Raw genomic sequence first — 23,339 nt, 5'->3', positions numbered from 1 at the left:
GGCTCAGCCGCCGGCCTTCTTCACCGCGTGGCCGCCGAACTGCTGGCGCAGCGCGGCCACCGCGCGCATCGCGGAGGAGTGCTCCTGGCGCGAGGCGAACCGGGCGAACAACGCGGCCGAGATGACCGGCGCCGGCACGGCGTTGTTGATCGCCTCTTCCAGGGTCCACCGGCCTTCGCCGGAGTCCTCGACGTAACCCTCGAGGTCGTCCAGCTCCGGGTCCTCGTCCAGGGCGCGGACCAGCAGGTCGAGCAGCCAGGACCGGACCACGGTGCCGCGCTGCCAGCCCTTGATCACCGACGGCACGTCCTCGACCACGTGCGAGGCCTCGAGCAGCTCGAAGCCCTCGGCGAACGCCTGCATCAGGCCGTACTCGATGCCGTTGTGCACCATCTTCGCGTAGTGACCGGCCCCGATCGAGCCCGCGTGCGAGAAGCCCTCCTCACGCGGGCCCTCCGGGCGGAGGGCGTCGAACAGCGGCATCGCGCGCTCGACGTCGGCGGCGGCGCCACCGACCATCAGGCCGTAGCCGTTCTCCTTGCCCCACACCCCGCCGGAGACGCCGACGTCGAGGTACCCGACGCCCTTCGCGGCGAGCAGTTCGGCGTTGAGCTTGTCGTCGGTGAACTTGGAGTTGCCGCCGTCGATGAGGATGTCGCCCTCGTCGAGCAGGTTGCTGAACGCCACCACGGTCTCGCGGGTCGGCTCACCCGCCGGCACCATCACCCAGACGATGCGCGGCGCGGCCAGCTTCGAGACCAGCTCTTCGAGCGAAGCCGTGTCGCTGACCTCGGCGTTGCGGTCGTAGCCGACGACCTCGTGCCCGGCGGCCCGCAGCCGCTCGCGCATGTTGAAGCCCATCTTGCCGAGCCCGACCAGCCCCATCTGCACCATGAATCTCCCCTTACTCCCGTTCGTGGCCGACGTCAGCCCGGCAGCCGGACCGGCATCAGCAGGTAGAGGTACCCGGGCACCACGTTGCCCTCCTCGTCCGCCGGCTTGATCAGCGCGGGGCGGTTCGGCGTGGTGAAGGTCAGCTCGGCGCGGTCGGCGTGCAGCGCACCGAGCCCGTCGACCAGGTAACCCGGGTTGAAGGCGATCGTCACCGCCTCCCCCTCGTAGTCAACCGGCAACTCCTCTTCGGCGCTGCCTTCGTCGTCGCCCCCGGCGGACAGCCGCAGCAGCCCCTCCGAGAACTCGAGCCGCACCTGGGTACCACGCTCGGCGACCAGTGACACGCGCTTGATCGCTTCGGCGAGCGCGCCGACGCCGATCACCGCGCGTGAGGTGTGGCTCGCGGGCAGCAGCTGGCGGTACGGCGGGAACTCGGCGTCGAGCAGGCGGGTGGTCGCGTACCGGCCGGAGCCGGACAGGCCGAGCAGGCCCTCGCCGCTGGCGAGCGCGAGCTTCACCGTGGCGCCGCTGGCCCCCATCGACTTCGCGGCCTCGGCCAGCGTGCGGGCGGGCACCAGGACCGCGGCGTCGGCGAGGCCCTCGGCGGGCTTCCAGGTGAACTCGCGCATGGCCAGCCGGAAGCGGTCGGTGGCGACCAGGGTGACCGTGTCACCGGAGATCTCCAGCCGCATGCCGGTCAGCATCGGCAGCGTGTCGTCCTTGCCGGAGGCGACGGCGACCTGGGCCACCGCCTGGCCGAAGACCTCACCGGCCAGTTCACCGGCGAAGGCGGGCTGGGACGGCAGCTGCGGGTAGTCCTCGACCGGCATGGTCGGCAGGCTGAACCGGGCGTTGCCGCAGGTGATGGACGCGCGGGCGCCGTCGACGGAGATCTCCACCGGCTGCGCGGGCAGCGCCTTGGTGATGTCGGCGAGCAGGCGGCCGGAGACGAGCATGCGCCCGCCGTCGGCGATGGTCGCCGGTACGCCCACGGTGGCCGAGACCTCGTAGTCGAACCCGGAAACGGTGAGCGCGTCGCTTTCGGCGGTGTCGGAGGCTTCGAGGAGGACTCCGCCCAGCACCGGCACGGGGGGCCGCGACGGCAGGCTTCTCGCCACCCAGGCGACGGCGTCCGCCAGCCCGTCGCGCTCGACGCGGATCTTCATGCGCTCATCCTTTCGCGGTAGCCGGGCCCCTCCGGCCCGAGAAGATCGACAAACGCCTCTGGCGTGCGCCCGGATCGAGGGGCGGTACGCGGAGACCTCGCCAGCGTGGTGTGCGGCCCGGGTGACGGCGGCGAGCGCCGCCAGGCGGACCTGGTGTGGGTACTCACGTTAGAGCGTGACCCGCCTCCGCGTCATCCGGCCCACCCTGTCGACAAACCGATCAAGCGACTCCAGCGCGCGACTTGTCCCCAGATTCGCCCCGCCCCTGTTTTTGGTTTGTTCTCCAAGAAGAAGAATTTCCAGTAACAGTAATAAGGGGTGTGGATTGTGTGGACAGCGCCTGTCTTCCCAGCGTGCACGGCGCGGCGGCCTGTGGACACCGGTGGAGCGGATCGGTGGACAGCTTCGGCCGCCGGTGGACAACTCGGCCTGTGCACAAGTTCCGTCCACACCTATCCACAGTTGTCCACACAGCTGTCCCCACCTGTGCGCTGATTTGTACCCAGGCAGTGCACCGGCGGCGGGCGCGAAACCCGTGACGCAGATCGCTCTGCGGGGTGATGTGGACAGTTCTGTGCATGACCTGTGCATGGTTGCTGGTGGACCTGTGTTTTTCCTGTGGAGAAAGGGAAGATCGCCAGGTCGAGCGCCTGGGGACCACTTTTCCCTTGTGGGGCAAGCGAAGCGCACGCACGTAACTTCGTGGTGTAAGTTGCGATGCGCCCCGTCGCGCTACGCGCCGCTTTCCTTGCTATACAAGTGCTTCGCGCGCGTACGCGGCCTTCGCAGCTGTAACCGCTCTAGACGGTGTCCAACACCTTCTATACTGGTTACGTGGATCTGGGCACCAGGTTGGTCACCGGCGTGGACGGGCAGACCTTCCCCTTCGACCCCGGCGCGTTCTTCCTCGAACTGCTCCTCACCGGTGGCCCCGAGGAGGACCAGAGCTGGGAGCTGCTGCGCGGCACGGGCGACCTGGCGAGCTGGCTGGTGGACTCCCGGCTGGCGCTCACCGCGCCGATCGAGGTGGAGGACATCCGCATCCGGCCGGCCGAGCTGCGGGCCGTCAAGCACTTCCGCGACACGCTCTGGACCGTCGCCCAGGTGGTTTCCGCGGGCGAGGAACCGAACGAAGACGAACTGGAAACCATCAACGCGGCGGCGGAAACGTCGATGCGCCCGCGGATCGCGCTCGACACCGGGGTGTGCGCCTGGGCCACGCCGATCACCGGCGCCCAGGTGCTCGGCACCGCGGCGCGCGAGGCGATCGACGTCATCGGCGGTGACCGGATCGACCGGCTGCGTGAGTGCGAAGCGGAGGACTGCGCGCTGGTGTTCCTGGACACCTCGCGCCCCGGCAACCGGCGGTGGTGCTCGATGCAGCGCTGCGGCAACCGCAACAAGGTCAAGGCCTACCGCGAGCGACGGGCCAAGGACTGAGCTACTGACTTGCTGACTTGCTGAGCTACTGGCGGGCGCGCTGCTTGATCCGGGAGGTCAGTTCCTGCACCTGGTCGTAGATGCGCCGCCGCTCGGCCATCTCCTTGCGGATCTTCTTCGCCGCGTGCATCACCGTGGTGTGGTCGCGGCCGCCGAAGGTCTGCCCGATCCGGGGCAGCGACATGTCGGTCAGCTCGCGGCACAGGTACATGGCGATCTGCCGCGCGGTGGCCAGCGCCTTGGTCTTCCCCGGGCCGCACAGGTCGTCCAGCGACACGTCGAAGAACTCGGCGGTGACGCCCATGATGGTCGGCGCGCTGATCTCCGGCGCCTGCGAATCCGGGATGAGGTCGCGCAGCACGATCTCGGCGAGGCCGACGTCGACCGGCTGCTGGTTCAGCGACGCGAACGCGGTGACGCGGATGAGCGCGCCTTCGAGTTCGCGGATGTTCGCCTCGACCCTGGCCGCGATGAACTCCAGCACCTCACCCGGCACGGCGAGCCGGTCCTGCGCGGCCTTCTTCCGCAGGATCGCGATGCGGGTTTCCAGCTCGGGCGGCTGGATGTCGGTGATCAGGCCCCACTCGAACCGCGTGCGCAGCCGGTCCTCCAGGGTTTCCAGCCGCTTCGGCGGCCGGTCGGAGGAGACCACGATCTGCTTGTTCTGGTTGTGCAGGGTGTTGAAGGTGTGGAAGAACTCCTCCTGCGTGCCTTCCTTGCCCTCGAGGAACTGGATGTCGTCGACGAGCAGGATGTCGATGTCGCGGTAGCGGCGCTGGAAGGCCACCTTGCGGTCGTCGCGCAGGGAGTTGATGAAGTCGTTGGTGAACTCCTCGGTGGAGACGTACCGAACGCGCATGCCGGGGAACAGGCGCTGGGCGTAGTGCCCGACGGCGTGCAGCAGGTGCGTCTTGCCGAGGCCGGACTCGCCCCAGATGAACAACGGGTTGTAGGCCCGCGACGGCGCTTCGGCCACGGCGACCGAGGCGGCGTGCGCGAACCGGTTCGAAGCGCCGATGACGAAGGTGTCGAAGGTGTACTTCTCGTTGAGGCGGGTCTTCGAGGTCTGCGGTTGCGCGGGCGCGGTGTACGGCTGACCGGCCACCGGCTGACCGGAGAAGGTCGGCCAGATCTCGTGGACCGTGGCGAGGGCCTCGCCCTCTTCGTCTATTTCCTCTTCCCCGTCGTCGGCGGAATCCACCTGATCGTGGGACCGGGAGAGTTCCGTGGGGTCCGGCCGGGGGCTCCGGGTGGGCGGCATGCCGGGCGGCATCGGCGACCCTTCGAGCGGCGGCGCCGGGGGCGGTCCGGGGATCGGCCGCGGCGGGTGGGGCCGGGGGCTCGGCGGTCGAGGGGCGGCGCCGTTCTCCACCCGTCCGGGGGTGGGGGCGTACCGGCTGGGTGCTGGCGGCGCGGACGGCCCGCCCATCGCCCCGTCGGTGGTCTCGACCTTGACCGCCAGCGAGACCTCGCGGCCGAGGCGGCGGGAGAGCGCGTCGGTGATCGCCCCCCGCAGAGCCCGTTCGATGGCTTCCTTGGCGAAATCGCTCGGCGCGGCGAGCAGCGCGGTGCCGTCCAGCAGGCCGATCGGCCTGGTCACGCGCATCCACGCGCGCTGCTGGGGGGAGAGCGTGCTGTCGGACAGTTCGCGCACGACCTGCTCCCAGACCACACCCAGGTTCAACTGGTGGTCGGACACCTGCTCTGCTCCCCTCCCCTCGTCCACCCGCGGTCCACGCGCACGGAGCGCTCTACCCTATCCCCAAGCCGAACCCGCGCAGCAGGTATCCACAAGGTTGTCCACAACTGTGCACTAATGTACGGCGATGCCGCGGTGAGCTTTCCACCCGCTCCCGCTCGGCGAGGACCTGCCCTCGGTGGGGCAGGGGTAGGCACGCTAACAAGCCTCGCCCAATGCCACAAGACGTAGCCGGCGGCAAGCTTTTCACGGTCCACGGCGTGTCGCCATTCGACCCTCGCCCGGCACCGGCGGGGCGGTCGCCGTGTGTTATCGAGGGGCCGGTTTCGGTGTCACCGGGCCGGGTGCGTACCCTCGTAAGGTCTCCCGCAGGCAGCGGGTGCGTTTCGCGTGCCCGTGTTCCTTGCCCGCCACCGAGGTGGGGTCGCGGCCGGAGCGGGAGACGAACACACACGTACGCGCTCGCCCGGTTTCACGTCTGCTCGCAGGCGTCGGCGAGTCAGAGAGCAGGAGAAGTCGACCGTGGCAAAGGGTAAGCGCACCTTCCAGCCGAACAACCGCCGACGCGCGCGGACCCACGGGTTCCGGCTGCGCATGCGGACCCGTGCCGGCCGGGCCATCTTGGCGGCCCGTCGTCGCAAGGGCCGTCAAGAGCTGTCCGCCTGATTCCGGCGGGGCCCGCCGTGTTGCCGGCCACCGCTCGACTGCGGCGGAGCGAGGACTTCCGTTCGGTCATGCGCGGTGGCGTCCGGGCCGGGCGCAAGCGCCTGGTGGTCCACGCGATCCCGGGCCACGCGCCCGGTGCCACCGGCAGCAGGGCGGGCTTCGTCGTGAGCAAGGCCGTCGGGAACTCGGTGGTGCGCCACCGGGTGGCCCGGCGGCTGCGTCATCTCGTATCCGCGCGGCTTGGAACGCTTCCGGGTGGTAGCTCGTTGGTCGTTCGGGCCCTGCCTGCCGCTGCCACCGCCACCAGTGCGGAACTCGGTTCGGACCTCGATTCGGCGTTGCGCCGGCTCGGCCTCGTGCCCGGTTCCGCCGGCGGGGCACGCCAGGATCCTCCATCGCGCGAAGACGGGCCATCGGTGTGAGCGAAACACGAACGGATGAGGGCAGCCCGGCACCAGTGCCGAGGCCGGGCCCGGTCGCGTGGGTTCTTCTGCTCCCGGTGCGCTTCTACCGCAAGGCGATCTCCCCCTTCCTGCCGCCCAGCTGCCGGTTCTACCCCAGCTGCAGTGCCTACGCGCAGGAAGCACTGACCCGGCACGGCGCGGCCCGCGGGAGCTACCTCGCGGTGCGCCGGCTGCTGCGCTGCGGGCCGTGGACCCCTCCCGGCCGGGACCCGGTACCCGAGGTCTTCACCTGGCGCCACCACCGACCTGGTACATCTACCGAGGAGTAGTTCAGTGCTCGACTTCATCTACTACCCCGTGTCCTTCATCCTGTGGTGTTGGCACAAGGTATTCGGGCTGGTGTTCGGCGAGGCCAGCGCCGTGGCCTGGGTCCTGGCGATCATCTTCCTGACCTTCACCGTGCGCGGCATCATGTTCAAGCCGTTCGTGAACCAGGTCCGGTCGATGAAGAAGATGCAGGACTTCGCGCCGGAGATCAAGAAGGTCCAGAAGAAGTACGCCAACGACAAGCAGCGCCAGGCGCTGGAGATGCAGAAGCTCCAGAAGGAGCACGGCGTCAACCCGCTCGGCAGCTGCCTGCCGATGCTGCTGCAGATCCCGGTGTTCATCGGCCTGAACCACGTGCTGCGGATGTTCACGAACGTCCCGCTGGAGCAGAAGACCGAGAACTACTTCTTCGACAAGAGCGGTGTCGAGTCCTACGTCAACGCGAAGCTGTTCGGCGTCAACCTCGGCGACGCCATCCACAACACCCAGATCCTCGCGGGCGACGCGGCCTCCGGCGGCTGGCACTGGTACGTGGCGCCGGTCGCGATCCCGCTGATGATCGTCGCGTCCATCGCGACCCACCTGACCGCGCGGCACTCGGTCGCCCGCCAGAACCCGGCGTCGGCGACCCAGCAGACCGCGATGATGAACAAGCTGACGCTGTACGTCTTCCCGCTCGGTGTGCTCGTCTTCGGTGCGCTCTTCCCGATCGGCCTGCTCATCTACTGGCTGGCGAACAACGGCTGGACCCTGATGCAGCAGCGCCTGGTCTACACCAAGATCGACAAGGAAGAGGAGAAGAAGAAGGCCGAGGCGATCGAGAAGCGCAACACCATCGCGCCGAAGGTCGGCCAGAAGCCGAAGGTCGGGCAGAAGCCGGTGCAGCAGAAGAAGAACCCGGCGCAGTCCGGCTCCGCCTCCACCAAGCCCGGCCAGCCGGGGCAGCCGAAGAAGAAGGCGGGCTCGCCGCACGGGTTCGCCCAGGGCGGCAGCACCGCGGCGAAGAAGGCGTCCGGCGGGTCCGGCGCGGCGAAGAAGCCGGCGCCGAAGACGAACTCCGCCACCGACGCGAACTCGACCTCGTCTGAGAACGGCTCGGGTGTGCCCGGCCTGATCAGCGACTCAACGAAGAAGTCTGGCCGGAAGCGCCGCTGAGCGCGGGCTGGAGAGGAGACAAGGCATGGCGGAAACGGCCGAAGCGGTCGGCACCGAGAGCGAGGAGACCGAGGTCGCCGAGGCGACCGCCGCTCCCGCGAAGAACGGTGTGGATGACGACCTCCTGGTGAAGGAGGGCGACATCGCGGGCGACTACCTGGAGCGCCTGCTGGACCTGCTGGACTACGACGGCGACATCGACCTGGATGTCGAAGCCGGCCGGGCCATCGTGAGCATCGACGGCGGGGACGACCTGGAGAAGCTGGTCGGCTCGCGGGGCAACGTGCTCGAGGCACTGCAAGAACTGACGCGGCTGGCGGTGCAGCAGGAGACGGGTTCGCGGAGCCGGCTGATGCTGGACATCGCGGGCTGGCGGGCGGATCGCCGGGCGGAGCTGCGGGAGCTGGGCCGGTCCACCGCGGAAACGGTGCTGTCCACCGGCGAACGGGTGCGGCTGCAGCCGATGAGCCCGTTCGAACGCAAGGTCGTCCACGACGCGGTCGCCGCCATCGACGGCGTCCGCAGCGAAAGCGAAGGCGAAGACCCGAAGCGTCGCGTGGTGGTCTTCCCCTCCTGAGGTTTTCACCAAGCGGCCCGCCGGATCCGATCCGGCGGGCCGCTTTGCGTTTCACGTGAAACTGCTTGCGCTGGTCGGCCACCGGACGTAACCGCCAGCGTGCTGCCGCCCGAGGGTGAGGATATTGAGCAGCGGCTCGCCGGGATGTGGTGTGCGGTTTCGATAGGACGGGCGGATCAGCCGGATCCCGCGCTCCAGCAGCAACCAGGCCGGGACGCTCGCCGAGCAGGCGGGGTTCGTGGAGGCGGCGGTTGCAGCCGGACTGTCCAGGCTGGAACGGGAAAGCGCCGGGCATGCGGGCGGGCGCGAACCCGGAGCCAGCGGGCTTCCGAGGGGAACCCGGGCAGCGCCTAGGCCACCGCGAGGGTGACCAGCTCGGCGTCGGTCTGCCCAGGCGACGCCTGCCCGCGAGGCGGTCGTCGATCCTGACGTAAAGCGCGGCTGAAGGTGTTCAGGTTCCGCCTGCCAAGTCGAACCGAGCCCAAGGCGAGACAGGTGTCCGTACCAACTTCAACGGTAGCGGTGTCCTAGGCCACCAATTCGTGGAGGGCCAGTGGCACCCGCTGGGACATGTCGAGGCCGCCGATCGCCCGGAGCGTGGTGGGGTATCAGAGCGGTGTCGGTGTGGCGCTGTGGAGCGTGGTGGTTCTGGGGTTTCCGGGCTGCTTGGGATTATGGGTGCAGTTGCCGTTGATGGTGGCGGCCGAGGGTTTGAATCGGTGGCCGTCCGGGAGTGGGGCTGGGGCAGGTGGCAATGACCTCCCGGTTGACAAGCGGCTGTCGACTTGGGTCTGCGCGGTTTCATGGAATGGCGAGAGCGTTGAGGACGGCGTGGCTCATGTGAGAGGTGAGCAGAGAGGTGCTGCCGTGCCCGGAGGTGCTGAGTGGTTTCACGTGAAACTTGGCGTGGGATCGTGCACATCTGTGGGTGCGTCGTGCGGGTCGGCGGAGGGCATCGGGGACAATCGGGGGTGCACCGTTTCACGTGAAACGGTGAGCGAGGAGGAGGGCGGAGTGGGTTTGGGAGTCGGGACGCCGGTGGCGGCGGAGCGGGTGTTCGGGGAGCGGCTTCCCGTTGCCGAGCGGTTCGCGGCGATGCTTGCCGAGCACGGGGTGGAGCGTGGACTCATCGGGCCCCGTGAAGTCGACCGGCTGTGGGACCGCCACATCTTGAACTCCGCGGTGATCGGCGAGAAGATCAGCACCGCCGCTCGCGTTGCCGACGTCGGATCCGGGGCCGGGCTGCCGGGGGTTCCGCTGGCGATCGCCCGGCCGGACCTCGATATCGTGCTCATCGAGCCGATGGCGCGGCGCGTCGACTGGCTCAACGAAGTCGTGGACGAGCTGAACCTGTCATCCGTCACCGTGGTGCGTGGGCGGGCGGAGGAGAAAGCCGTTCGAGCTGCTGCGGCCGATCGTGACGTGGTGACCGCGCGAGCGGTCGCTCCCCTGGCGAAACTGGCCGGCTGGTGCCTGCCGCTGGTGCGCACCGGCGGCACGCTGCTCGCGTTGAAGGGATCGAGTGCCGCGGAGGAGATAACGCGAGACCGGCTCGCGGTGAGCAAGGCCGGTGGCGGTGAAGCGACGGTGGCGGAGTGCGGTGGTGGCCTGCTGGACGTGCCGACCACCGTGGTGCTGATCCCCCGCGTCTCGCCGGAACGGAAGGCGAAGACGCAGACGCAGCGCCGTCGTTGAGGAGATGTTCCACGTGAAACGAACCCAGAACAGCTCGCCCCTATCGAGGAGGTGCTTCGGCCGGTGAACCCGCCGTCGTCAGCAAACACCGGACATGACGTGGGTTGGACCCCGATCGCGGAAGAAGCCATGCGCGCCGCGCGGGTGCTGCACCCGGAGTCCCACCAACTCCCCCGGCCGGACCGCCGCCGCGTCCTCACGGTCGCCAACCAGAAGGGTGGGGTCGGCAAAACGACCAGCGCGGTGAACCTCGCCGCCTCCCTCGCGGTGCACGGCCTCAAGACGCTCGTCGTCGATCTCGACCCCCAGGGCAACGCCAGCACCGCGCTCAACGTGGAACACCGCTCGGGCACCCCCTCGGTCTACGAGGTGCTGCTCGGCGAGGTGAGCTTGGCGGAGGCCGCGGCGGTCAGCGAGCAGTCCCCCAACCTCTACTGCGTGCCCGCCACCATCGACCTCGCCGGCGCCGAGATCGAACTGGTCTCCATGGCGTCCCGCGAGACGCGGCTCAAGGAGGCGCTGACGAGCGAGGCGATCGACCAGCTCGGCGTCGACTACGTCTTCATCGACTGCCCGCCGTCGCTCGGCCTGCTCACGGTGAACGCGATGGTCGCCGCGCAGGAGGTGCTCATCCCGATCCAGTGCGAGTACTACGCGCTGGAAGGGCTCGGGCAGCTGCTCAGCAACATCGAACTCGTCCAGCAGCACCTGAACCGCGAGCTGGCCGTCTCCACCATCCTGCTCACCATGTACGACGGGCGCACCAAGCTCGCCGACCAAGTGACCCAGGAGGTGCGCAACCACTTCGGCGAGGTCGTATTGAAGACGGTCATCCCCCGCAGCGTGAAGGTCTCCGAAGCGCCCGGCTACGGCCAGACGATCCTCGCCTACGACCCCGGATCCCGCGGCGCGCTGAGCTACCTCGACGCGGCCCGCGAGATCGCCGAGCGCGGTGCGAAGAACGGTGACCGACGATGAGTGCCGAACGCAGGGGTGGGCTCGGCCGCGGTCTGGCCGCCCTGATTCCGACCGGTCCGGTCAACACCGAGGGCAAGCCGGTCGAGGTGAAACCGGCGCCCGTGGAGAACGGGCAGAATGGCTCGGCGCCCGGTGGTGAGGTCGCCGGCGCGGTCTACCGCGAGGTGCCGCTCAGCGCGATCAAGCCGAACCCGAAGCAGCCGCGGCAGGTCTTCGACGAGGACGCGCTGGCCGAGCTGGAGCACTCGATCCGCGAGTTCGGGCTCATGCAGCCCGTCGTGGTGCGCCAGCTGCCGGGTGACGAGTACGAACTCGTCATGGGCGAGCGGCGCCTCCGGGCGTCGCAGCAGGCCGAGCTGGAGAAGATCCCGGCCATCGTCCGCCAGACCGCCGACGAGGCGATGCTGCGTGACGCGCTGCTGGAGAACATCCACCGCGTCCAGCTCAACCCGCTCGAAGAAGCCGCCGCCTACCAGCAGCTGCTCGACGAGTTCGAGGTGACCCACGAGGAGCTCGCCGGGCGCATCGGCCGCAGCCGGCCGGTCATCACCAACACCATCCGGTTGCTGAAGCTGCCGTTGCCGGTGCAGCGCCGGGTGGCCGCGGGCGTGCTGTCCGCCGGGCACGCGCGTGCGTTGCTCTCGCTGGACAACGCGGAGGACCAGGAAGACCTCGCCGCCCGGATCGTCGCGGAAGGCATGTCGGTCCGCGCCACCGAAGAGGCCGTGACGCTGAAGAAGAGCGAATCACCGCGCAAGGCGAAGCCCGCTCCCCGCAAGCCGATGCAGGCGCCGGGGTTGCAGGATCTCGCCGTTCGGCTCTCCGACACCTTCGACACCCGTGTCAAGGTCGACCTCGGGCGTCGCAAGGGCCGGATCGTGGTCGAGTTCGGCTCGGTGGACGACCTCGAGCGGATCGTCGCACTGATGGATCCGAATGGGGCAAATCAGACACGGAAAACCGATTAGGGATCACCCCGGGGCGTTTCGTCACGGTGATGATTTCCCAGCGTCGATCAACGAACACGCAGCGGAATCGAAGATCGCGTCGCCGGATCGGACCGATCCGGCGCTCGGTCAGCGCTTGATCGCGCGGTCGATCAGCTCGGCGAAGACCGCGCCGAGCGACCCGCCGCCGGCCTCGATCGCCATCGGCACGGTCGAGGTCTCGGTCAGCCCCGGCGACAGGTTCACTTCGAGGAAGTGCACGGTGCCGTCCGCGTCGACCACCGCGTCGGTCCGGGAGATGTCACGCAGGCCGAGCAACTGGTGCGCCGCGACCGCGAGTTCGCCGACCGCCTTCGCCGACTGCTCGGACAGGCGGGCCGGAGCGAAGAAGTCGGTCAGCCCGGCGGTGTAGCGAGCGGTGTAGTCGTACACCCCGCTCTCGGGCACGATCTCCACCGCGGGCAGCGCGGTCGGACCGGTTTCGGTTTCGACCACCGCGACGGCGACCTCGACGCCGTCGACGAAGCGCTCGGCGAGCACGGTGTCGCCGTAGGCGAAGCAGCCGACCATCGCCGCCGGCAGTTCGGCCGCGTCCCGGACCACCTGCGTGCCCAGCGCCGAGCCGCCCTGGTCCGGCTTCAGGATCAACGGCAGGCCCAGGCGGTCCACCATGGCGTCGAGCACGGCCTGCGCGCCGAGTTCGCGGAAGGTGCTGTGCGGCAGCACCACCCAGTCCGGCGTGGCGAACTCCGCCTTGGCGAGCAACGCCTTCGCGGTCGGCTTGTCCCAGGCGCGACGGCAACCCTGCGAGCTGGTGCCGACGAACGGCACGTCCAGCATCTCCAGCACGGTCTGCACCGAACCGTTCTCGCCCTGACCGCCGTGCAGCGCGACGACAACGGCATCCGGTCGCTGGGTGCGCAACCGCTCCAGCAGCCCGGCGTCGGTGTCCCACTCGGACACGGACAGCCCCTCGTGCCGCAACGCGGCGGACAGCCGCCTGCCGGAACGCAGGGAAACGTCGCGTTCGTGGGACAGACCGCCAGCGAGCACGGCAACGGTGCGTTCGGCCACCGGGGAACTCCTCAGAATTGGTCAGGCGGTGTCGGGCGACGGGTTTTCCGGCCCGGACACCGCGCGGGGGTTCACGCTACCGAAGGTGCGCATGAGGTCCATCTCGGATTCGAGCACGGCGGCGAGCCGCCGCACGCCCTCCCGGATGCGCTCCGGCGTCGGGTAGCAGTACGACAGGCGCATCTGCCTGCTGCCGAATCCGTCGGCGTAGAAACCGGTGCCGGAGGCGTAGGCGACGCGAGCGGTCACCGCACGCGGCAGCATCGCCTTGGTGTCGACGCCTTCCGGCACGGTCACCCAGACGTAGAAACCACCGTCGGGATGGGTCCACGAGCAACCGGGCGGCATGTGCTGCTCCAGCGCGGACAGGATGGCGTCCCGGCGTTCGCGGTAGTTCTCGCCGAACTTCTTGATCTGGCCCTGCCAGTCGTGCGTGGCCAGGTACCGCGAGACGACCAGCTGGTTCAGCGTCGGCGGGCACAGCGTGGCGGACTCCGCCGCGAGCACCAGCTTCTCGCGCACCGCGTGCGGCGCCAGCACCCAGCCCACCCGCAGGCCGGAGGCGAAGGTCTTGGAGAACGAGCCGAGGTAGACCACGTTGTCCGGGTCCATCGACCGCAGCGCCGGATAGGTCTGGCCGTCGAAGCCGAGCAGGCCGTACGGGTTGTCCTCGACCACCAGCACGTCGTACTGGCGGCAGATCTCCAGGATCTCCGCGCGCCGCTCGATGGCGAGCGTGACGCCGGCGGGGTTGTGGAAGTTCGGGATCGTGTAGAGGAACTTGACCCGCTTGCCGTGCGACCGGCACTGGGCGAGCGCTTCGCGGAGACCTTCGGGCACCAGGCCCCGGTCGTCCATCGCGACGTGCACGACCTCGGCCTGGTAGGCGGCGAACGACCCGAGCGCGCCCACGTAGGACGGGCCCTCGGCGATCACCACGTCGCCGGGGTCGCAGAACAGCCGGGTCACCATGTCCAGGCCCATCTGGGAGCCGACGGTGACCACCACGTCGTCGGGGTGGGCGCTGATGTCCTCCAGCGCCATCACCTCGCAGATCTGCTCACGCAGCGCCGGGACGCCGTGCGCGGAGCCGTACTGCAGCGCGACCAGGCCGTCGTTCGCGATCAACTCGGCCATCTGCGAGGACAGCGACTCCAGCGGCAGGGCCGCCAGGTTCGGCATGCCGCCGGCCAGCGAGACCACCTCGGGACGGCTGGCTACCGCGAACAGCGCTCGGATCTCCGAAGCCGTCATGCCCGCGGTGCGCGCGGCGTACCGCGGCAGGTGCGGGTCGAGGTTGTGGTGGCCGCTCTGCGGCGGTCTGGCTGGGCGCTTTTCGCTCATCGGGCACTTCGCAAACGATGTCGGCCGGCATGATCAGTGCTACTCGTTCGTAGATCCATCGAGTGTAACCATCCCCTCTTCGGGCCCTCGGCTCTTCCGGTGCTCATCACATCCGCATATCCTGTGATCTCGGCCGGTTTGCTCTTGCGGTGAACCGTGCCCCCAACGGGGTTCGTTACACAGGGGAGGTCGGACGGGTGTCGCGACGCGTCGTGGGCGTCACGCTGGACAACCTGGACCAGGTACCCCTGCACTGCCGGCGGTGCGTCTACTGGGAGGTCGCGCCGCACCTGAAGGCGCAGGCCGAGGAGTTCGGCGAGACCGAGGTCGAGAAGGAAGCCTGGGTGTCCAGCGTGCTGCTGGAATGGGGCTCCTGCGGCCGGATCGTCTACAGCGACACGCTGCCGATCGGCTTCGTGCTCTACGCCCCGCCGAACGCCGTGCCGCGGGCCAACGCGTTCCCCACTTCCCCACCGGCGCCGGACGCCGTGCTGCTCACCTCGTTCCACATCGCGCCGGAGTTCCGCGGTGGCGGGCTGGGACGGATGCTGGTGCAGGCCGTGGCGAAGGACCTGACCCGGCGCGGGGTCAAGGCGATCGAGGCGTTCGGGACCACCGAACCCGCCCCCGGTACGGAGCACGCCTGCGTGCTGCCCGCCGAGTTCCTGCAGTCGGTCGGCTTCAAGACCGTGCGCCCGCACCCGAAGTTCCCGCGGTTGCGCCTCGAACTGCGCTCGGCGATCTCCTGGAAGGAAGACGTCGAAGCGGCGCTGGAGCGGCTGCTCGGCCAGGTCACCATCACCACCGCCGAACCCAGCGTGGCCCGCTCCTGACCCGGAGTTGTCCACAGTTTGTGCACGGACTGCCGACTTGTCCACAGGGTTGTGCACAGTTGTCCCCAGCAGAGAACGGCCCGGCGGCATCGCCGGGCCGTTCTCGGGTGAAGGAATGGGCTCAGTCGGCCTTGGCGAGTTCGTAGGCCAGGACGTCGGCGAAGGTGAAGGTGCCGGTGGGCTGGTCGCCCTCGCCCAGCAGGTACAGGCGCTTCACCGCGATCAGGATGCCTTCGGCCACCACGTCGCGGAAGGCCGGGTCGGCCAGGCGGCGCCGGTCGTCCGGGTTGGTCAGGTAGCCGATCTCCACCCGGACCGCGGGGCAGCGGGTCATCCGCAGGATTTCCCAGGTCTTCGGGTGCGTCCGGCAGTCCAGCAGCCCGGTCCGCGCGGCCAGCTCCCGCTGGATGAAGCCGGCCAGCAGCTCGCCGACCGTGGAGCTGGTGCCGTTGCCGGTGCCGTAGTGGAAGCTCGCCACGCCCTGGGCGTACGGCGACGGGTTCTGGTCGCTGTGCAGCGACAGGAACAGGTCGGCGCCGGCTTCGTTGGCGAAGGTGGCGCGCTCGGCCTCGGCCGGGCTGTGGTCCGGGCCCCGTGAGATCAGGGCCTCCATGCCGGTGGCCTTCATCCGGCCTTCCAGGCGGCGAGCCAGGTCCCAGGCGATGTCGGCCTCACGCAGCCCGCCGACGACCACCCCGCCGTCGTGGCCGCCGTGGCCGGGGTCGATCACGATGCGCTTGCCGCGCAGCCGCGGCCCGGAGCGCCGCACCTGCTCCTGCTCCCGCAGGAACACCGGGCGGCCACCACGGGCCCGCGGGGACAGCTGCCGCAGCGCGCGGACCGTGCCGCCACCGCAGATGCCGTCTACCACCAGGCCGTAGTCCCGCTGGAAGGTCCGCAGCGCCTGCTCGGTCTGCGGGCCGAACACCCCGTCCGGGCGGCCGGCGTCGAAGCCGAGTTCGGTCAGCCGCTCCTGCAGCGCGAACACGTCGTCGCCGTGCACCGGCGACGAGATCAGGTAGGCCAGCGGCCGGCTGCCGAGGTGGTAGCTGGCGCCCCGCAGGGCCCGGTAGGTGGCCGGACCGACGATGCCGTCGGTGATCAGGCCACGACGCTGCTGGAACGCCCGGACGGCGTGTTCCACCGCCGCGTCGAAGGAGCCGGGCGACCCGTTGACCGGGGGCAGCAGCTCCAGCGCGGCCAGCATCGACCTGATCTCGGCGACATCGGGACCGGCGTCGCCGCGGCGGAGTACCCGCATGCACTCCTCGCTCTTCCTTGGGCGCCGGTTCGGCGCTGGGCGAATTTGTCACTGGGCAGCAAGGCCCAGGAACTCCATTGTGCCCTGCGAACTCTCGGTGAGCGCGCAAGGGCTGCCTGGCGGGCACCCGGTCAGCGGACCGGGCAACCGGTTCCGCGCCGCCGCTCCCGCTGGTGTGACGGCCTGACCGGCGCCGGACGTGAAAAGCCCGGGTGAGCCGTATCCATCGATACGGCTCACCCGGGCGGGTTGGTTCAACGCAGGGTCACAGGACGTCGGACAGGTCCGACAGCAGCGCGGCCTTCGGCTTGGCGCCGACGATCTGCTTCACCGGCTTGCCACCCTGGAACAGGATCAGCGTCGGGATCGACATCACCTGGTAGTCACGGGCGGTGTTCGGGTTCTCGTCGATGTCGAGCTTGGCGATGGTGATCTTGTCCTTGTTCTCCGACGCGATCTCCTCGAGCACCGGAGCCACCATGCGGCACGGGCCGCACCAGGTCGCCCAGAAGTCGACCAGAACCGGCTTTTCGCTGGTCAGGACGTCGTCGGTGAAGCTCTTGTCCGTCACCTTGACCGTGTCGGTCATCTTCTCTCCTTAGGGGGTGGATCCGGGTGTGAAGTTCAGTTGGCCGGGCCGTAGCCGCCGCCGACCAGCTCGGGTGCTTCCGCCGCGTGCTCGGTCACCGCGTGCTCGGCGAGCCAGCGTTCCGCGTCGATCGCCGCCGCGCAGCCGGAGCCCGCCGCGGTGATCGCCTGCCGGTAGGTGTGGTCGACCAGGTCGCCGGCGGCGAACACGCCGTCCAGGTTGGTGTACGAGCTGCGGCCCTTGGTCACCACGTACCCGTTCTCGTCGAGGTCCACCTGCCCGCGGACCAGTTCGCTGCGCGGGTCGTGCCCGATGGCGACGAAGAAGCCGGTCACGTCGAGGGTGGAGATTTCACCCGTGCGGGTGTCCTCCAGCTTCAGCCCGCTGACCTTGTCCTCGCCCACCACACCGGTGATGGCCTTGTTCAGCGCCCACTTGATCTTGTCGTTGGCGCGGGCGCGCTCGAGCATGATCTTCGAAGCGCGGAACTCCTCGCGGCGGTGCACGATGGTCACCGACTTCGCGAACTTGGTCAGGAAGGTGGCTTCCTCCATCGCGGAGTCACCGCCGCCGACCACGGCGATGTCGTGGTCGCGGAAGAAGAAGCCGTCACAGGTGGCGCAGGACGAGACCCCGCGGCCGAGCAGCTCCTGCTCGCCGGGCACGTGCAGGTAGCGCGCGGCGGCCCCCATGGCCAGCACGACGGCCCGCGCGGCGTACCGCTTGCCGTTGACCGTGACGTACTTGACCTCGCCGGCCAGGTCCAGCTCCTCGACGTCCTCGGCCCGCAGGTCGGCGCCGAAGTGCTTGGCCTGCTCGCGCATCTCCTCCATCAGCGCGGGGCCCTGGATGCCGGTGCGGAAACCGGGGTAGTTCTCCACCTCGGTGGTGGTCATCAGCGCTCCGCCGAACTGGGACCCCTCGAACACCAGCGGGTCCAGCTGCGCGCGTGCCGCATACACCGCCGCGGTGTAACCGGCGGGACCCGATCCGACGATGATCAGGTTCCGGACGTCCTCTGCAGCCACCCTTTGCCTCCGCTCGTAGTAGCCGTGTACCTGGCCTAACACGATCGTAGGTCGCGGTGTTCCCGAGGGGTGACGCACACCGCAGGTCGCCGGGCAGGGGCGGTACCCAGTGGGTACCGCCCCTGCTCAGCGCGCGATTTCTACTTGCCGCCGACGGTCTTGTCCAGCACCTTCTGGCAGTCCGGGGTCAGCGCGACCAGCTGGAACTGCCCGATGGTGCCCGGGGTGAGGATGACCAGCGTGGCGGGCTGCCCGTCGATGGTGGCGCCGCGGATGCCCGCCGGCTTCACCGCCGGGTCGAAACCCTGTTCGGCCAGGCACTCGTCGACCCGGTCGCGGGTGCCCAGCGGCCCGTAGTCCAGCTTCCCGGTGGAGCCGATGATCTCACCGATCGGGATGTTGTCCTGCTGCAGCGCCAGCGGCGGCTCGTTCGAGCCCGCACCGGGTGGCGGCTCCGCCACCGGTGGCTGCCCGGAGCCGTCGGTGCCGCTATCGCCCGGGACCGCGATGGCGATGGCCGCGATGGCCGCCGCCGCGATGCCGACCACCCCGGCGCCCCAGCCGGCGATCCTGGCCCGGCGCCTGCGGCGGGCGACGTCGATGCCGACCACGGGCGCGACCGGCGGTGCCATCGGCTCCGGTGCCGCCGGACCGGCGTTTCCCGCCGACCGCGCCATCTCTTCGGCCAGCGCGGCGTCCAGCCGCGCGGCGAACTCCGCCGGCATCGGTTCCACCTCGGCGTCGCCGAGGGCGGCGAGATCGGCCGTGGTGGATTCCAGCGCCTCGATGATCGCCGAAGCTTCGGCGTCCGCGCGGACGAGCGGCCACAACTCCGCCGCCTCGCGCTCGTCGAGCACTCCCGCATGCAGGTCGGCGAGCACGTCGACAGACCAGGGCGGGCCCACGGCCCCGCCAATCCCCCGACTCTCGTCCGTCATCGTCCCTCCCTCTGACCCTGCGTCCCGAGCGGACGCGACACACGCCGCTCGGTGCGGTCATGTTTGCTTTCGTTAGTTGGGACGCCGGGTTCCACGTCGGGGTTCCGCAGATGTCCGAGAACCTTGGCGAGCTTGGCGCGGCCCCGCGCGCACCGGCTCTTCACGGTGCCCTGGGCGATCCCGAGCATTTCCGCGGTCTCGGCCACCGAGTAGCCCTCCACGTCGACCAGCACGATCGGCGCGCGCTGGTCCTCTGGCAGCTGGTCGAGGGCTTCCTTGATGACCAGGCGCGTCTCCCGCTCGGACATCGAGTCGCGGGGGGTCGCCGGTTCGTTGTGGCTGGTCTCGGGCAGGGGCACGGTGGGCCGCGCCTGGCGGCGGCGGACCCGGTCGAGGCAGGCGTTCACCACGATGCGGTGCAGCCAGGTGGTCACCTGGGACTCGGCTCGGAAGTTGCCGGCCGCGCGGAACGCCGAGATGAAGGCGTCCTGCAGGGCGTCGGCCGCTTCCTCGGGATCTCGCAGGGTGCGCAGGGCGACGGCCCACATCCGGTCACGATGTCGGCGGACCAGCTCACTGAAGGCATGCGGATCGCCCGCGGCGTGCGCCGCGATGAGCGCGGCGTCCGTGGGAGTTGCAGCGGTCACTCGCGAGAGCCTATCGACTACCGCTTCCCCCACACGAGCGACACTAGGCAGCCGAGACGAACTCCAGATCGTTGATCTGCGTGACGTGCTTGTCGCCGTCCGTGCCCAGCTTCGTGATCCACACGATCACGTAGCGGCCCTCGGCCGGCCCCTGCAGCTTGATCTCGGTGTCCGGCCCGGTCAGCTCACCGGACCCGACCAGGCGCGTTTCGGCGAACTTCGGGTTCTTCTTGTCCGCGGTCCGGATCTCCACGGTGGTGCCGGGGCTGTCCGCGGCGATCTTCACCGCGCTCAGCTTCACCGCGTCCTCGAAGCTGTTGAGCAGGCCGACGCCCGGTTTGAGGTCGGGGAACTGCTGGCGGTACTCGTCGGTGCGCCAGAACGTGTCGCGCTTGCCGTCGAGCACGTTCTTCGCGCGCGCCGGGGCGTCGCCCTCGCCGCTGGGGTTGTAGACGTTGACGGTCTGCGGCTTCACCGGCGGGCCGGCGGGGGTGTTCGCCGGCGGCGGTGCCTCGTTGCCGCCGGGCTCGGGGGCCGCGGTGGGCGTCGGCTCGGCCACGTTGACCGTGGGCCCGCCCGCTTCGGGGCTCTCCTGGAAGAACGAGATGGCCAGCATGCCCAGCCAGGCCAGGATGCCGACCGCGGTCACCACCAGCACGGTCACGCCCAGTGCCAGCTTCCGCCGCCGCGCCGAGTCCTTGACCGGCTTCTTCGTGGTCCAGATCGCGCCGTCGGCGTCGGCCTCCTCCTCGGGTGGCGCGCCGACCTGGTTGATCAGCTGGGTGCGCTCCTCTTCCTCGGCGGCCTGGGCCAGCACGGCGAGAATGGCGGAGCTGGTGCGGATGCCGCCGTGGCCACCGTCCTCGATGGTGCGCACGGCCAGCGAAGACAGCGTCTGCGGCACACGCGGCTGGAGCGAGCGCGGCGGCACGATCCGGCCGTTCGGCGCGTGCGGTGCGCTCGGAATGGCCGGCGGCCCGCCCGGCAACGCCCAGCGGCCGGTGAGCAGCAGGTACAGCACCCCGCCGATGGCCTTGACGTCGTCGCGGAGGGTGGCGTCCGGCAGCGGGCCGGGGAACGCCAGGCGCAGCGCGCCGTCCGGGGTCAGCCGCAGGCGTTGCGGGTGGTCCAGCCCGAGCACCAGGCCGGACTGGTGGGCCTGCTCCACGGCCTGGGCCAGCGCGCCGACCATGCGGGCGGCGGCACCGGGCTCGACCGGCTTGTCCGCGACCAGGTCGACCAGGTCGCTGCCCCTGGTCCATTCGGCGACCACGATGCCGAGCAGGCCCTCGCTGGAGGCGATGCCGTTGCCGAGGTTCAGCACGTCGAGCACGCGGGCGACCCCGTTGTGGTTGAACTTGGCCGCGTGCGCGGCGCGTTCGAGGGTGCGCCGGGCCAGGCGCGCGGCGTCCGCGTCAGCCGGGTCGCCGACGAGCAGCGTCAGCGCGACGTCCCGCCGGAGCTGGCCGTCGCGGGCCCGCCAGAGGTGGGCATCCGCTCGTTCGTCGATGCCGAACTGCGCGAGGAGGCGGTAGCGGCCGTCGCCGACCACGGTCCCGGGCGCCAGCGGTCCGCTCCGGGCACGGGCTCCCACCTTTCCCGCACCCCCTTCTTTCCGGCTCGTGTCCACCGCACACTCCTGCTTTTCTCAGACGAGGGTACGTGAATGTGACACGAGCACTATGCCGATCCACGCGCAAATCGTTACCCACGCTTGATCATCCGGGTGATTCTCGAGGTCGCCGGCTTCAGCTCCTCGACCTTCAGCGCCATCAGCACGCCGAACGAAACGACGATCCCGACCACCCCCTGGAGTACCAGCTTGATCCAGGCCTGCAAGGTGGCGCCGAGCGCGTCGGGCACGATCAGACCGACGACCAGCGCGGCCCCGACTCCGGCGGCGCTGGCGACGACGGTGAACAGGATCACCCCCAGCACCCGTTTGCTGCGCAGGTTGCCCAGTCGCACCCAGAGCCAAACCTGCCCGAGCAGGGCGCCGATGACGAAGACCAGCGAGTTCACCATCATCACGCCGAGCACGATGTGCTGCGGCGCGAGCAGGGCCGAAGCCAGGTAGAGCAGCGGGATCTTGACCCCGGTCATCACCACCATGATCAGCGTCGGCGTGCGGGAGTCCTTCATCGCGTAGAACACCCGCATCTGCAGCATGACCAGCGCGTACGGCAGCAGGCCGAAGGCCGACACGGCGAGCGCCTGGCCCAGCCGCTCGGCCTGCTCCACCTGGCCCTTGCCGATGGCGAACAACGCGATGCCGATCGAGGTGCCCGCCACGGTCATCACCGCGGAGATCGGCACCAGCATCACCGTGGAGATGCGTGAGGCGTAGGACAGGTCGGCGACCAGCTTCTTGGTCTCGCCGTCGGCCGCCGCGCGGCTCATCCGCGGCATGATCGCGGTCAGCAGCGAGACGCCGATGACGCCGTACGGCAGCTGGAAGAGCAGCCAGGCGTTCGAGTAGATCGACGCGCCGCCCTTCTCGCCGCTGGTCAGCACGTTGGTGTTGACGATCATGCCGACCTGGCTGATCGCCACGTAGGCGAAGATCCACAGCGCCAGCCCGCCGAACTCCTTCAGCCGCGAGTCCAGGCCCCAGCGCCACTTGAACTTGAAGCCGGACCGCTTGAGCGCGGGCACCAGGAACAACGCCTGCACGGTCATCGCGGTCAGCACGCCGAGGCCGAGCACCAGCACCTTGGGCTCGGACATCTTCGACGGCACCAGCGTCGGGTCGCCGGGCAGGATCGCGTAGACGCCGATGGTGACGAAGATGACCAGGTTGTTGATCACCGGAGCCCACTGGGCGGGCCCGAAGATCTGCTTGGCGTTCAGGATCGCCGAGAGCACCGCGAACAGCCCGTAGAACAGCAGGCCGGGCAGCAGCAGGTAGGCGAACCAGGTGGCCAGTTCGGGATTGGCGTCGCCGCTGTCGGCCATCAGCAGGCCGGTGACCTGGGGGGCGAAGGCCACCGAGAGCACGGTGCCGAGCAGCAGCACGGTGGTCGCCATGGTGAGCAGGCGCTGGGTGTAGGCCTCGCCGCCGTCCTCGTCGTCCTGCGAGCGGACCAGCAGCGGCACCACCACACTGGTCAGCACGCCGCCGAGCAGCAGCTCGTTGATGATCAGCGGCAGCGTGTTCGCGACGGTGAACGAGTCGTAGATGATGCCGAGCGTGGCCACCCAGCCGAGCATCACCTTCCAGGCGAAACCGGTGATCCGGCTGGTCAGCGTGGCGATGGCCATCCGGCCGCTGGACTTGGCCAGCGACGGTCCGCTCGCCCCGCCGCTGGGCTGCGCCTCGGTCGGCGTGACGCCGTCGGAGATGCGCGGGATGAACCGGGTGGCGTACTCGTCGTACGGCCGGTGCATGTCCGGGTCGGCGGTGGGCCAGCGGGCCCCGGGCGGCAGACCGCGGTCGACCGGGATGAGCTGGGTGTACTCGACGCGGGGCCGCGCCGGCGGTGGCCCGTCGGGGCGGTCGCGGTTCCACGGGCGCACCGGCGGCTCGGGTCGCGGTGGCCGTTGCTGGATCGGCGGCGGCGGGCGCATCGGACCACGGGACCCGGCCACGGCGCGGCCGGGCGGTTCCGGCTGGGCGTTGGGGCCGCTCGGCTGGTGCGGGCCCGGCCTGCCGTTCGGCGGTGGCCCCGGACGGCGAT

The 23,339-nt window shown here is 69.8% G+C and carries 22 protein-coding genes and 1 pseudogene; 10 read left to right on the top strand and 13 right to left on the bottom strand.

All coding sequences use genetic code 11. From position 1 onward, the window contains the following. Positions 1-3: 3 nt before the first annotated feature. Both gnd and dnaN read right to left on the bottom strand, forming a co-directional pair. Complete coding sequence (gene gnd / locus AC07EG_RS19705) at positions 4-894, bottom strand: phosphogluconate dehydrogenase (NAD(+)-dependent, decarboxylating) (protein ID WP_478254558.1); 891 nt, start codon at positions 892-894, stop codon at positions 4-6. A 32-nt stretch (positions 895-926) separates the two neighbouring features. Next, complete coding sequence (gene dnaN, locus AC07EG_RS19700; RefSeq protein WP_478254557.1) at positions 927-2,060, bottom strand: DNA polymerase III subunit beta; 1,134 nt, start codon at positions 2,058-2,060, stop codon at positions 927-929. A gap of 834 nt (positions 2,061-2,894) precedes the next feature. Here dnaN and AC07EG_RS19695 point away from each other — a divergent pair. Beyond that, positions 2,895-3,500: a CGNR zinc finger domain-containing protein gene (locus AC07EG_RS19695; RefSeq protein WP_478254556.1), complete on the top strand. Its 606-nt coding sequence runs from the start codon at positions 2,895-2,897 to the stop codon at positions 3,498-3,500. Between the two features lie 25 nt (positions 3,501-3,525). Here AC07EG_RS19695 and dnaA read toward each other — a convergent pair whose 3' ends face one another. Next, positions 3,526-5,199: a chromosomal replication initiator protein DnaA gene (gene dnaA / locus AC07EG_RS19690; RefSeq protein ID WP_478254555.1), complete on the bottom strand. Its 1,674-nt coding sequence runs from the start codon at positions 5,197-5,199 to the stop codon at positions 3,526-3,528. A 522-nt stretch (positions 5,200-5,721) separates the two neighbouring features. Between dnaA and rpmH the strand changes: the two genes are divergently transcribed. The 5 genes from rpmH to AC07EG_RS19665 are packed head-to-tail and all read left to right on the top strand — an operon-like array spanning position 5,722 to position 8,328. Further along, positions 5,722-5,865 (top strand): 50S ribosomal protein L34, encoded by a 144-nt coding sequence (rpmH, locus tag AC07EG_RS19685; RefSeq protein WP_113695296.1) that lies wholly within the window; start codon positions 5,722-5,724, stop codon positions 5,863-5,865. 17 nt (positions 5,866-5,882) lie between these two features. Further along, positions 5,883-6,287, top strand: coding sequence for a ribonuclease P protein component (gene rnpA / locus AC07EG_RS19680; RefSeq protein WP_478254554.1), 405 nt, complete (start codon positions 5,883-5,885; stop codon positions 6,285-6,287). Next, complete coding sequence (yidD, locus tag AC07EG_RS19675; RefSeq protein WP_478254686.1) at positions 6,278-6,598, top strand: membrane protein insertion efficiency factor YidD; 321 nt, start codon at positions 6,278-6,280, stop codon at positions 6,596-6,598. Before rnpA ends, yidD begins: the two co-directional genes overlap by 10 nt. Positions 6,599-6,602: 4 nt before the next feature. Further along, positions 6,603-7,751, top strand: a complete 1,149-nt coding sequence (gene yidC / locus AC07EG_RS19670; RefSeq protein WP_478254553.1) for a membrane protein insertase YidC — start codon at positions 6,603-6,605, stop codon at positions 7,749-7,751. Between the two features lie 25 nt (positions 7,752-7,776). Beyond that, positions 7,777-8,328: a Jag family protein gene (locus AC07EG_RS19665; RefSeq protein ID WP_478254552.1), complete on the top strand. Its 552-nt coding sequence runs from the start codon at positions 7,777-7,779 to the stop codon at positions 8,326-8,328. A gap of 126 nt (positions 8,329-8,454) precedes the next feature. Here AC07EG_RS19665 and AC07EG_RS19660 read toward each other — a convergent pair. Continuing rightward, positions 8,455-8,752: pseudogene (locus tag AC07EG_RS19660) on the bottom strand (hypothetical protein); the annotation flags it as partial. 569 nt (positions 8,753-9,321) lie between these two features. Between AC07EG_RS19660 and rsmG the strand changes: the two are divergent. The 3 genes from rsmG to AC07EG_RS19645 all read left to right on the top strand — a co-directional run bounded on the left by rsmG (position 9,322) and on the right by AC07EG_RS19645 (position 11,969). Next, positions 9,322-10,023, top strand: a complete 702-nt coding sequence (rsmG, locus tag AC07EG_RS19655) for a 16S rRNA (guanine(527)-N(7))-methyltransferase RsmG (protein WP_478254685.1) — start codon at positions 9,322-9,324, stop codon at positions 10,021-10,023. A 63-nt stretch (positions 10,024-10,086) separates the two neighbouring features. Next, on the top strand, positions 10,087-11,001 hold the full coding sequence (locus AC07EG_RS19650; protein ID WP_478254551.1) for a ParA family protein: 915 nt from the start codon (positions 10,087-10,089) through the stop codon (positions 10,999-11,001). Further along, positions 10,998-11,969: a ParB/RepB/Spo0J family partition protein gene (locus AC07EG_RS19645; protein ID WP_478254550.1), complete on the top strand. Its 972-nt coding sequence runs from the start codon at positions 10,998-11,000 to the stop codon at positions 11,967-11,969. The genes AC07EG_RS19650 and AC07EG_RS19645 overlap by 4 nt, the downstream gene beginning before the upstream one ends. A gap of 108 nt (positions 11,970-12,077) precedes the next feature. Here the strand turns inward: AC07EG_RS19645 and AC07EG_RS19640 are convergent, their stop codons facing one another. Next, positions 12,078-13,022: a D-alanine--D-alanine ligase family protein gene (locus AC07EG_RS19640; RefSeq protein ID WP_478254549.1), complete on the bottom strand. Its 945-nt coding sequence runs from the start codon at positions 13,020-13,022 to the stop codon at positions 12,078-12,080. Positions 13,023-13,043: 21 nt separating this feature from the next. Continuing rightward, complete coding sequence (locus AC07EG_RS19635; RefSeq protein ID WP_478254548.1) at positions 13,044-14,366, bottom strand: aminotransferase-like domain-containing protein; 1,323 nt, start codon at positions 14,364-14,366, stop codon at positions 13,044-13,046. A 197-nt stretch (positions 14,367-14,563) separates the two neighbouring features. Here AC07EG_RS19635 and AC07EG_RS19630 point away from each other — a divergent pair, with 197 nt between their 5' ends. Beyond that, positions 14,564-15,199: an N-acetyltransferase family protein gene (locus AC07EG_RS19630; protein ID WP_478254547.1), complete on the top strand. Its 636-nt coding sequence runs from the start codon at positions 14,564-14,566 to the stop codon at positions 15,197-15,199. Positions 15,200-15,320: 121 nt separating this feature from the next. On the opposite strand, the gene AC07EG_RS19625 is transcribed toward AC07EG_RS19630, so the two are convergent. From AC07EG_RS19625 to murJ, 7 genes are all read right to left on the bottom strand, one after another. Beyond that, positions 15,321-16,460, bottom strand: coding sequence for an N-acetylmuramoyl-L-alanine amidase (locus AC07EG_RS19625; RefSeq protein WP_478254546.1), 1,140 nt, complete (start codon positions 16,458-16,460; stop codon positions 15,321-15,323). Positions 16,461-16,725: 265 nt separating this feature from the next. Further along, positions 16,726-17,049, bottom strand: coding sequence for a thioredoxin (gene trxA / locus AC07EG_RS19620; RefSeq protein ID WP_478254545.1), 324 nt, complete (start codon positions 17,047-17,049; stop codon positions 16,726-16,728). 35 nt (positions 17,050-17,084) lie between these two features. Next, positions 17,085-18,077: a thioredoxin-disulfide reductase gene (gene trxB, locus AC07EG_RS19615; RefSeq protein WP_478254544.1), complete on the bottom strand. Its 993-nt coding sequence runs from the start codon at positions 18,075-18,077 to the stop codon at positions 17,085-17,087. A gap of 140 nt (positions 18,078-18,217) precedes the next feature. Further along, on the bottom strand, positions 18,218-19,015 hold the full coding sequence (locus AC07EG_RS19610) for a hypothetical protein (RefSeq protein ID WP_478254543.1): 798 nt from the start codon (positions 19,013-19,015) through the stop codon (positions 18,218-18,220). Beyond that, positions 19,012-19,662 carry an RNA polymerase sigma factor SigM gene (sigM, locus tag AC07EG_RS19605; RefSeq protein ID WP_478254542.1) on the bottom strand — a complete coding sequence of 217 codons (651 nt, stop codon included), beginning with the start codon at positions 19,660-19,662 and terminating at the stop codon, positions 19,012-19,014. Before sigM ends, AC07EG_RS19610 begins: the two co-directional genes overlap by 4 nt. Before the next feature lie 43 nt (positions 19,663-19,705). After that, complete coding sequence (locus AC07EG_RS19600; RefSeq protein ID WP_478254541.1) at positions 19,706-21,256, bottom strand: protein kinase family protein; 1,551 nt, start codon at positions 21,254-21,256, stop codon at positions 19,706-19,708. Between the two features lie 110 nt (positions 21,257-21,366). Further along, the gene (murJ, locus tag AC07EG_RS19595) at positions 21,367-23,229 is read right to left on the bottom strand and encodes a murein biosynthesis integral membrane protein MurJ (RefSeq protein ID WP_478254540.1); all 1,863 of its coding nucleotides are present in this window, start codon (positions 23,227-23,229) and stop codon (positions 21,367-21,369) included. Positions 23,230-23,339: the final 110 nt, after the last annotated feature.

It is taken from the genome of Amycolatopsis sp. NPDC045836, from assembly GCF_056431745.1.
This window is presented reverse-complemented; position numbering and strand designations above follow the sequence as displayed.

What these genes read in the sequence shown, in the direction of transcription:
- gnd (WP_478254558.1), bottom strand. Translation starts at nt 894, where the DNA reads ATGGTGCAGATGGGGCTGGTCGGGCTCGGCAAGATGGGCTTCAACATG.
- dnaN (WP_478254557.1), bottom strand. Translation starts at nt 2,060, where the DNA reads ATGAAGATCCGCGTCGAGCGCGACGGGCTGGCGGACGCCGTCGCCTGG.
- AC07EG_RS19665 (WP_478254552.1), top strand. Translation starts at nt 7,777, where the DNA reads ATGGCGGAAACGGCCGAAGCGGTCGGCACCGAGAGCGAGGAGACCGAG.
- AC07EG_RS19645 (WP_478254550.1), top strand. Translation starts at nt 10,998, where the DNA reads ATGAGTGCCGAACGCAGGGGTGGGCTCGGCCGCGGTCTGGCCGCCCTG.
- AC07EG_RS19635 (WP_478254548.1), bottom strand. Translation starts at nt 14,366, where the DNA reads ATGAGCGAAAAGCGCCCAGCCAGACCGCCGCAGAGCGGCCACCACAAC.
- AC07EG_RS19625 (WP_478254546.1), bottom strand. Translation starts at nt 16,460, where the DNA reads ATGCGGGTACTCCGCCGCGGCGACGCCGGTCCCGATGTCGCCGAGATC.
- trxA (WP_478254545.1), bottom strand. Translation starts at nt 17,049, where the DNA reads ATGACCGACACGGTCAAGGTGACGGACAAGAGCTTCACCGACGACGTC.
- AC07EG_RS19610 (WP_478254543.1), bottom strand. Translation starts at nt 19,015, where the DNA reads ATGACGGACGAGAGTCGGGGGATTGGCGGGGCCGTGGGCCCGCCCTGG.
- murJ (WP_478254540.1), bottom strand. Translation starts at nt 23,229, where the DNA reads ATGCGCCCGCCGCCGCCGATCCAGCAACGGCCACCGCGACCCGAGCCG.